The organism is Pseudoalteromonas sp. SR45-5 (assembly GCF_014163565.1).
GTDB lineage: Bacteria > Pseudomonadota > Gammaproteobacteria > Enterobacterales > Alteromonadaceae > Pseudoalteromonas > Pseudoalteromonas distincta.
In genome coordinates this window covers 1-9,007 of record NZ_JACJDN010000092.1, presented here as the reverse complement: position 1 = coordinate 9,007, position 9,007 = coordinate 1, and the positions used below count along the sequence as shown (strand labels likewise).

At 40.4% G+C, this 9,007-nt stretch carries 9 protein-coding genes; 3 read left to right on the top strand and 6 right to left on the bottom strand.

Features of this window, described 5'->3' with window-relative positions; genetic code table 11:
* Window positions 1-556: YoaK family protein (locus H5072_RS05560; RefSeq protein WP_182692932.1), on the top strand; the 556-nt coding region annotated here is incomplete at its 5' end.
* A gap of 74 nt (window positions 557-630) precedes the next feature.
* Window positions 631-2,691: a TonB-dependent receptor gene (locus H5072_RS05555; RefSeq protein ID WP_182692931.1), complete on the top strand. Its 2,061-nt coding sequence runs from the start codon at window positions 631-633 to the stop codon at window positions 2,689-2,691.
* 7 nt (window positions 2,692-2,698) lie between these two features.
* Here the strand turns inward: H5072_RS05555 and H5072_RS05550 are convergent, their stop codons facing one another.
* Window positions 2,699-3,493 carry a helix-turn-helix domain-containing protein gene (locus H5072_RS05550; RefSeq protein WP_182692930.1) on the bottom strand — a complete coding sequence of 265 codons (795 nt, stop codon included), beginning with the start codon at window positions 3,491-3,493 and terminating at the stop codon, window positions 2,699-2,701.
* Between the two features lie 106 nt (window positions 3,494-3,599).
* Between H5072_RS05550 and H5072_RS05545 the strand changes: the two genes are divergently transcribed.
* Window positions 3,600-4,796 carry an MFS transporter gene (locus H5072_RS05545; protein WP_182692929.1) on the top strand — a complete coding sequence of 399 codons (1,197 nt, stop codon included), beginning with the start codon at window positions 3,600-3,602 and terminating at the stop codon, window positions 4,794-4,796.
* Here the strand turns inward: H5072_RS05545 and H5072_RS05540 are convergent.
* The 5 genes from H5072_RS05540 to H5072_RS05520 all read right to left on the bottom strand — a co-directional run bounded on the left by H5072_RS05540 (window position 4,785) and on the right by H5072_RS05520 (window position 8,907).
* Entirely contained in the window at window positions 4,785-5,006 is a 222-nt protein-coding gene (locus H5072_RS05540; protein ID WP_033020540.1) for a hypothetical protein, read from the bottom strand. The genes H5072_RS05545 and H5072_RS05540 overlap by 12 nt on opposite strands.
* A 96-nt stretch (window positions 5,007-5,102) precedes the next feature.
* Complete coding sequence (locus H5072_RS05535; protein WP_007377055.1) at window positions 5,103-5,516, bottom strand: GFA family protein; 414 nt, start codon at window positions 5,514-5,516, stop codon at window positions 5,103-5,105.
* A 234-nt stretch (window positions 5,517-5,750) separates the two neighbouring features.
* Entirely contained in the window at window positions 5,751-7,043 is a 1,293-nt protein-coding gene (locus H5072_RS05530) for an amidohydrolase (protein ID WP_182692928.1), read from the bottom strand.
* Between the two features lie 400 nt (window positions 7,044-7,443).
* Window positions 7,444-8,433 (bottom strand): fatty acid desaturase, encoded by a 990-nt coding sequence (locus tag H5072_RS05525; RefSeq protein ID WP_182692927.1) that lies wholly within the window; start codon window positions 8,431-8,433, stop codon window positions 7,444-7,446.
* 111 nt (window positions 8,434-8,544) lie between these two features.
* Window positions 8,545-8,907, bottom strand: coding sequence for a hypothetical protein (locus H5072_RS05520; RefSeq protein ID WP_007581481.1), 363 nt, complete (start codon window positions 8,905-8,907; stop codon window positions 8,545-8,547).
* Between the last annotated feature and the right edge of the window lie 100 nt (window positions 8,908-9,007).

Below are 9,007 nucleotides of genomic sequence, written 5' to 3'. Positions count from 1 at the left end.
GGCTATTTCGCATGTATCTGGCTCTGTTACTTTACTTGGTATTAAAGCAATAACTAATCCCAGTACTGCCTTATTGTTACTTTCAATAATTGTTAGCTTTATGTTGGGTTCGGCACTGTCGGGCTTTTTGCTCTCTGGTGGCTCATTAAAACTTGGTCGTCATTACGACACTTTGCTTTTTATTGAAGGATTGCTACTGCTTGCGAGTGCTTATTTACTCAAAAACACATTCGTTTACGGCATTGTTTTAACGTCTGCTGCGTGTGGGTTACAAAATGCGCTAGCAACTAATTACAGTGGTGCTGTTATACGTACGACACATTTAACCGGTATTTTTACTGACCTTGGTTTAATGCTAGGTAAAGCGCTTAAAGGTGAGCAATTTGATACCCGTAAAGGAGTTATGTTTTTACTCATTATTGCAGGCTTTTTAATAGGCGGTATAACCGGCTACGTTTTATTTAAGCATTACTTAGTGCTGGCTTTGGTGTTTCCTGCTGTGGCTTGTTTTGTTTTATCAATTACGTATCGGGTTTATAGGTTACGTACGCTTTAACGCAACAAGTTTAAATGCATATTAAAACCGCATATTATAGAGGCAATGCAATATAGATTACTTTCAAGGAATGTATGAAACCTTATTTTTTGCCGCTGATATTACCCTTTAGCCACACTGCGTTTGCCGATAATCAAAATAATGATGCAATAGAAACCATAACAACTACGGCATCACGTATTGAAGCACTATCTACCCCACTCCCTTTATCAATAAGTACACTCAGCGAAGCGCAGCTAAATAGCATAGCGCCTACCCATATTGAAGAAGCCCTGCAACGTGTAGCAGGAGCTAATATTCAACGCGGAAATGGCCAAGAATATTTACCCGCACTACGCTCCCCCGTACTTTCGGGCGCTGGCGCTTGTGGTGGCATATTAACCTTAGAAGATGGTATACCACTGAGAGCCGCTGGGTTTTGTAACATAAACGAGCTATTTGAGGCGCACAGCGAAATGGCGCAGCGCATTGAAGTACTAAAAGGCCCAGGCTCTGCACTTTATGGCTCAAACGCTGTGCATGGTGTTATTAATGTAATAACGCCCGACACCACACAAGGCGGTGGCTTAGTTGGTTTAGATTATGGCTCGTACGGTTATACTCGCTACAAATTACGCGCAGGGCAAGATTACGGCAACAGCGGTATCGGCATTAACGCAAGTGTTACCGACGATAGAGGTTACCGCGACGACGAAAGCGTAGAGCAACAAAAAGTAAATATTCGCCATCGCTATTCAAATAATAATTTATTACTTACCTCAGGCCTTACTTATACAAATCTTGATCAGCAAACTGCGGGATTTATTACAGGCTTTGAAAGCTATAAAAACGAAGACCTCGCGCAAAAAAACTTTGATCCTGACGCATTTAGAAAAGCACGCGCATTTAGAGCATGGAGCAATGCAACATGGCAATTAAATAACGATGATGTGCTCTCTACTACGTTATATTTTCGCGACCAAAGCATGGACTTTTTTAAGCACTTTTTACCCGGCACACCGCTTGAAACAAACAGCCAAACCGGCTTTGGTGTGCAATCGCTTTATCAACATAATTTACAACGTAATATAAAAATAAACCTAGGGCTTGATGGCGAATACACGCAAGCCGATTTTACTCAAAGCCAAAACGAGCCCACTCAAGGTTCTGCATTTTTAGTTGCTACAGTACCCCAAGGTAAGCATTACGATTACGATGTAAACGCCACGCTTTATGCCCCTTTTGCATCGGTTGATTGGCAATTAAATAAGTGGTTACTTACTGCAGGTGTGCGCTACGAGCATATGCAGTACGACTACACCAATAATATGCTAGCAGGTAGAACAAAAGACGATGGTACAGAATGCAGCTTTGGTGGTTGCCGATACAGCCGCCCAGCGAGTGCTAAAAATAGTTTTAGTAATCTATCGCCAAAGCTTGGGGTTAGTTATCAGTACAATACAAATAACACGCTTTATGCGAACTTTTCTCGTGGTTACAGAGCGCCACAAGCGGCTGAGCTATACCAATTACAACGCGAGCAAACCACTGCAATTTTAAGCGCCGAAATAGCTAATAACGCAGAGCTGGGTATTAAAGGAATTTACGAAAAACTACGTTATGGCGTGTCGGTTTACGCTATGAGTAAACACAATACGATTTACCGCGATAGTGACTTTTTTACGGTAAATAATGGCAGCTCTCGCCATCGTGGTATTGAGCTTGAGCTTGACTACCAGCTCACTAAGTCGCTTGCGCTTAACTTTGCTGGCACTCACGCAAAGCATACTTACACTAACAACCAAATACTTAACGGTTTAAATATAAACGGCAACGACATAGATACCGCGCCGCGTAATATTGCTAATCTCGGTTTAACATGGCAGGCATTAAACAACGCGCAATTTGCTTTGCAGTGGCACCGCGTTGGTAACTACTACACCGACCCAGAAAACTTAAATAAATACCAAGGGCATGATGTTTTAAGCCTACGCGCACAGTGGCAAGTTACTAGTAATCTTGAGCTACTTGCTCGTATTATTAACTTAACTGATGAGGCCTATGCGGAGCGCGCCGATTACACCAGTTTCACCGGTGACAGATACTTCCCGGGAAGGCCTCGTAACGCGATGCTTTCGGCAACTTATACGTGGTGATGCTTATTTAAGGGCTAAGCTGATTTAAGTCGCTCATGTATTTCATGGGCGACTTTTTCATTACCTTTTTAAACATAGTAATAAATGCACTCACCGACTCATACCCTAATAACTCCGACACCTGCTGCACACTTTGCTTATCAGAAAGCGCTTTTAAGGCTGTAATTATATGCAATTGCGTACGCCATTTTCCAAATGTCATACCGGTTTCTTTTTTAATTAACCGCGCTAATGTGCGCTCAGTTAATGCAAACTGCTTAGCCCATTGTGGTAGTGTTTTTCGGTTGTTTGGCTTGTTTATAAGCTGATCGCTCATGGTTTGAATTACCTCGTTTTTAGATAATACAAAATCCAGTGGTTGTACGGGCATATCAATAAGTTGATCAAATAACACCTGCGCTAAACGCGCTGTTTTACTATTTAAAGTATAGTGCTGATTATGCCCAGCCAACTCACACATTAGCTCTTTAACCAACGGCGTAATAGCTAACGTACAGGTATTTAGCGGCATACCGTTTTTACTACTATCAATAAATAAATGACAAAGCTGCGCGTTATCAGACGCCCTATTGCTATGCACCTTTTGTGCTGGGATCCAAATTGCACTGTGCGTGGGCACCATCCACATTTTGGCCGATACTTCACACGTTACATAACCATGTAGCGCTAAAATTAATTGCCCTTTTGGATGGGTATGTAGTGGTATTTCGTGACTTGCATGGGCATGCTCTATTTTGGCTATTATGGGCTGCGCCATAGTTTCAAAATTTTTAATGTCGTCCCAACCAATTGCATCAAACATAGTTTTGTCTGTTTTTAGTTATTTAATGTCATTATCTCTAAATTATAGTTTTTACTAAGCCTTTATACTAGCGCCCATTAAGTATTAGCTTTAATGGTCTTCCCTTTTGTTAAATAACACACCTAAATCACGCTTTGCTGGCATATTACTTGTGCTTGGCATATTACTTATTGCCGCAAATTTACGCGCCACATTTACAGGTATTGCACCTGTGCTTGAACAAATTATTAATCACTTTGGGCTTAGCGCATCGCAAGCTGGTTTTTTAACAACACTGCCACTCATAGCCTTTGCGGTTGCATCGCCAATGGCGGCAACTCTTGCTAAAAAGCAAGGGTTAGAGCGCACCTTGTTTGTGGCTTTGTTATTTATACTTGCAGGGGTTGCAGCGCGGGTAATAAATACCTCAGCCATGCTTTTTGTAGGCACCGCTATTATTGGTGTGGGCATTGCCATCGCAAACGTATTATTACCAAGTTTAATTAAGCGCGACTTCCCTGCAAAGGTTGCGTTAATGACCTCAGCCTACGTGCTTACTATGGGCGTGGTATCGGGTGGGTTTTCTACTTTGGTATTTCCGCTTAGTCAGTTAAACGGATTAGGATGGCAACTTGCGCTGGGCTCATCAGCTCTTATTACTTTGGCGAGTATTATTGTATGGATGTCGCAATTAAGTAAGCACACAAAACCCGCGAGTATTGCTCAACACACTGACACGTCAAAAAGTGTATGGCGTTATTTACTAGCATGGCAAATTACCCTACTGCTGGGCTTAAACTCGTTTTTAAATTATATAATTATTACGTGGTTACCAAGCATATTAACCGAAACCGGTCACTCAGCTACCCAAGCAGGTGCTTATCATGGTGCTTTTCAAATAGCGACTGCATTACCGGGTTTAATATTAATTCCGTTACTTGCCAAATTAAAAGATCAAAGCGCGCTTAGCTTTATTTTAGCCATGTTGAGTGCACTCAGTGCATTGGGACTGCTTTACATGACTAGCTTTGCTTTTGTTTGGACCCTAATGCTGGGCTTTTGCTCTGGGGCATGTTTTATATTGGGGCTGTCGTTTATTAGTTTACGAACTGACGATTCGCAACAAGCAGCGTCGCTTTCAGGTATGTCGCAAAGCGTAGGTTATTTGCTCGCGGCTATTGGTCCTATGCTAGCTGGTGCATTACACACGACTACGGGAAGTTGGAGTGCGCCATTGTGGTTGTGCGCTATTGCCGGAGTACTGTGTGCATTATGTGGTTTAGGCAGTGGTAAAAACACCACTTTAGCTAAATCAGCTAACTAGCTGCTGTAACCACGAAAATAAACCAGACGAAGGTTTACTACTCGCGTGCTTTTGCTCATAGCGTTTATTCGTTACTTCGCGCTGTTCACGGCGCTCTTGTGCTAAATTAGCTTTTGCAGCAAAACGCAAGCGCTGCTCTTGAGTAAGCTCATCATTAAAACTAATGGCTGTTTTTTTCACTGCTCGGCTGCTTTTAGGTGAACTACACATATTATTCTCCAAATGACTGACTTATAAGTAGACAGTCATTTGGTTAAATAAATTTCAAACCGCTTACTAAAAAGTAATACTGATAACCCCAACTAACTAGTTTTGTGGGGTTGTATCAAACGCAGGTACTTCGTGTAAGCCGCTCAACCAGCTCAATGTTGATTTAGCCCAAATTTGTGCTGTTGGCGTAAACTGATCACGCTGATCAACCGCACCAATACGCAAGCCATATACACGGTCAGCTTTAGCTTCGTTAGTTGCATAAAGTGTTGTACCACATGTGCCACAAAAACCTTGCGCACGCTTGTTACCGCTTTGCGCTGTTTTAACAAACTCTTTTGGCTCACCTTGGGTAAACACGACCGAATTTGGCTCTGCAATAATAACGGCTCTAAATGGGCCGCTCGACATACGTTGGCAATCGCTACAATGGCAAACAAGTGCGTTGTTATTTTGAGACTTTGCTTGGTATTTAATTTCACCACAGTAACAGCTTCCAGTAATTTCCATTATTTAAATCCTTAATGCTTATGAAGATTGAATCGAGATATAAGACCGGCAATATCGATTCATTATTTTTAAAATATAAAAAATTGCTCGCCGGTTCATTTGTATATTCGGTTAGGTTTTTAATTTTTGAGAGTGATTTTTTCAAAATTGAGCAAGTGCTACAAACATGATGCGATGTTTTAAATAAAACAGCAATACCACGTTAAGCTAATAGCGTAACGTGGTGTGTTTAAGCTATCTTTTATGTGCGTTTAAATAATCAACAGCTAACAGGCTAAGCGCCTTAGTGCCTACTTTAAACGATGATTCGTCGGCATAAAAATAAGGTGAGTGATTACTAGCCACTGTATTTAAATCTTGCTCACTTGGTGTGCCGCCTAAAAATACAAATACACTCGGCACTTCTAATGCGTAAAACGAAAAGTCTTCTGCGCCGGTTATTTTTCCCATTTCAACTACGTTTTCATTACCTGCTGCTTTTTTAAGGCTAGGTAACATTTGCGCAGTTAACTTTGGATTATTAATCGTTACCGGATAACCTTCGTGAATGTGTACCTCTGCAGTAGCACCTGACGATTTAGCAATGTGCGTGGCTGTGGTTTTTATTTTTTCAAATATTTGTGCTCGGTTATCCATATCAAAGTTACGAATTGTGCCTACCATTTCGACTTCTTCAGGAATAATATTATTACGCACCCCACCCGCTATCTTACCAAACGAGACAATAGCAGGCTCTTTGGTAATGTTGATTTGGCGACTAACAATATGATTTACGCCTGTTACTATTTGCGCAGCTGCGGCAATGGGGTCAACCCCAGTCCACGGTGCAGAGCCGTGTGCCTGCTTGCCATGTACTGTTATTTCAAATCGGTCTGCACTGGCCATAGCTGGGCCACTTCGATAACCAATTTTACCGCTGTGCAAACTAGATGTTATGTGTAACCCAAAAGCAGCTTCTGGTTTGTATTGTTTAAATATGCCTTCTTTAAGCATTAACTCAGCGCCCCCCTCTTCCCCCTCTGGTGCGCCTTCTTCTGCAGGCTGAAATACAAACATAATATTACCGTGTAGCTCATCTTTCATGTTTGCAAGCACTTGTGCAGCGCCCATTAGCATGGCCACGTGCGTGTCGTGCCCACAAGCATGCATTATACCTACATCTACACCACGGTAATTAGTGGTTTTAGTTGATTTAAAATCAACATCGGCTTTTTCAGTAACGGGCAGCGCGTCCATATCTGCACGTAGCATTACTGTCGGGCCTGGCTTTGCACCTTTTAATAGCCCCACAACACCTGTATAAGCAATCCCTGTTTTTACTTCCATACCCAGCGACTTTAAGTGCTTAGCGACAATATCTGCTGTGCGGGTTTCGCGATTTCCAAGCTCAGGGTTTTGATGAAAATCACGTCGCCAATCAATAACCTGTTGCTCTATCTTTTTAACTTGCTGATCAATGTTTGCATTGGCATTAAACGCACTAAGGGCAGCAAAGCCCAACGCTATTGAAATTAGTGATTTTTTCATCCTGTTTGTCCTTATTATATTTATTGGTTTTATAATATTGATGAGCACGAGCCCTTATGTATTATTGAGAATATAATTAGTTTGCTCTATAACCACTATTACTGAAGGCTCTACAATAATCAATCCCATTTAAGCTAGATGCTCAACTATGAAGGGCCACTTCACTTTTCACTGGTTTTATCTATTTTTAGTTTAAAGTTTTAGCGCTAATTAAGCCTACCACTTTTGTTTTTGTTGATTTAAAAATGGCACTAAATAGTCCACCAAAGCGCGGACAGTTGGGCTTAATAAACGTTGCGATGGATAGAGTAAATTCACGGGTAATGGGCTTGGTACATAATCGCTATTCAAACTATAAAATAAGAATAGCAATGTAGAACCTCCCTTATGTTGGAGGTAATTATTTATAAGCATTCGCATTTTTAATGCTGTCAAAATCATTAAAGCGCACGTTGTGCTGCGCCATTACTTTAAGTATTTTTTTACTTAGCATTTGGCGTAAATAAAACGGCTGATTTGGCACAAAATGATGAATGGTATGCGTTTTACCAAAGTTAAAACAAAATAAGTGAAACGGCATAAATAAACGACTCGTTAGGACATGAGTTTGTTCAAGCATGTTATTAACGCCGCCATAGTAATGCATGCTTGAGGTAACAAAATTCAGCGAGCTTGAGCGAATAATATTAGGCACAATGAGCACAACCATTAAAAATTCAAACACATCCATTGTACTTAACAACCAACTAGGTGAATTTAGCGAAAGTGGTATAAATAAATCAACGATATGAAATATAATAACGCTATATAAAACAGCAAAATACGCAGTCGCTATCGGAAATCCCGCATTAAAAACACTCGAAAAACTAAAGCCATTAATTTCTTTTCTAAAACGTTTAGTAGAAATAACTAACCCTAACAAACCATCAACAATAACTAGCGCACGTAAAAATGGGTTTTTGATGCCATTTCCAACCAAGCGTTCTTCTAGGTCTTGTTGTGTGCCTGAGGTTTTGTGATGGTGTAAATGCATTTTACGTCGGTACCATGGGCTAATAGTATTTGGCCGCATTAACCATACTGTTAGCATCATAAAATTATGCATGAAAGGCTGATTACTAAAGTATTGTTTATGTATGAGGTCGTGCTCTAACTCATGGGAAATAGATGCAGCAATAGCCGTAAGTACTATGCATACCCAAGCAGGTATGATGGCTAAATAATATAAACCACCAACACCAATTAATGCGCTAAGCGATAGCAATAAAATAATTAACCCTAAGGTATTTTGATGTGCAAGTAACGGGTGCTTTTGACGAAGTGATGCTTCCTCTGCCTTAATTGCTTTAACAATCGATTGAATGTTCTGTTTGGCAGTTAATTGGGTCATGATTATTATTTATTTTAGAGTAATCTATTAATTACTATCATACCTTAATCAAATGCATGTTAGAAATTGATAGTTAAATAGCTACCGTTGGCAGCTATTTAAAACTAAAAACTACTTAGTTTTCGTATTATCCACCTCATAGATTGGATTACCTTCAACTTCAAAGTAAGACTGTCCATAAATTAATGGGATATACCACTGCACAACTTTAACGGTAACATTTGAAAGACCCACCGCCGAAGGCGTTTGCTCGATAGCATTATCCATAGCCTCTTTCATGTTAGATATTCCTGTTGGGAAAATTAAAACAGTATGTTTAACATCCTTACCAACCACACGTGTGTCATAATCAACTTTGTGATTGCTATTTGTATGATTCATATTTTTTGTAGAGGCAATTGTAAAATCACCAATACGGTGAGTACAACCAGATAAAGCCATTGCACCAACCAACAAACCAATTACTTTTTTCATTACTCTTCCTTTGCTTCATATTTACTACCCAACTCTTGGGCGACTTCTAAATTTAGTAGCTTGATACCTAAAAATATAACTATGACCATTAATCTTAGGC

What these genes read in the sequence shown, in the direction of transcription:
- H5072_RS05555 (WP_182692931.1), top strand. Translation starts at nt 631, where the DNA reads ATGAAACCTTATTTTTTGCCGCTGATATTACCCTTTAGCCACACTGCG.
- H5072_RS05550 (WP_182692930.1), bottom strand. Translation starts at nt 3,493, where the DNA reads ATGTTTGATGCAATTGGTTGGGACGACATTAAAAATTTTGAAACTATG.
- H5072_RS05540 (WP_033020540.1), bottom strand. Translation starts at nt 5,006, where the DNA reads ATGTGTAGTTCACCTAAAAGCAGCCGAGCAGTGAAAAAAACAGCCATT.
- H5072_RS05535 (WP_007377055.1), bottom strand. Translation starts at nt 5,516, where the DNA reads ATGGAAATTACTGGAAGCTGTTACTGTGGTGAAATTAAATACCAAGCA.
- H5072_RS05530 (WP_182692928.1), bottom strand. Translation starts at nt 7,043, where the DNA reads ATGAAAAAATCACTAATTTCAATAGCGTTGGGCTTTGCTGCCCTTAGT.
- H5072_RS05525 (WP_182692927.1), bottom strand. Translation starts at nt 8,433, where the DNA reads ATGACCCAATTAACTGCCAAACAGAACATTCAATCGATTGTTAAAGCA.
- H5072_RS05520 (WP_007581481.1), bottom strand. Translation starts at nt 8,907, where the DNA reads ATGAAAAAAGTAATTGGTTTGTTGGTTGGTGCAATGGCTTTATCTGGT.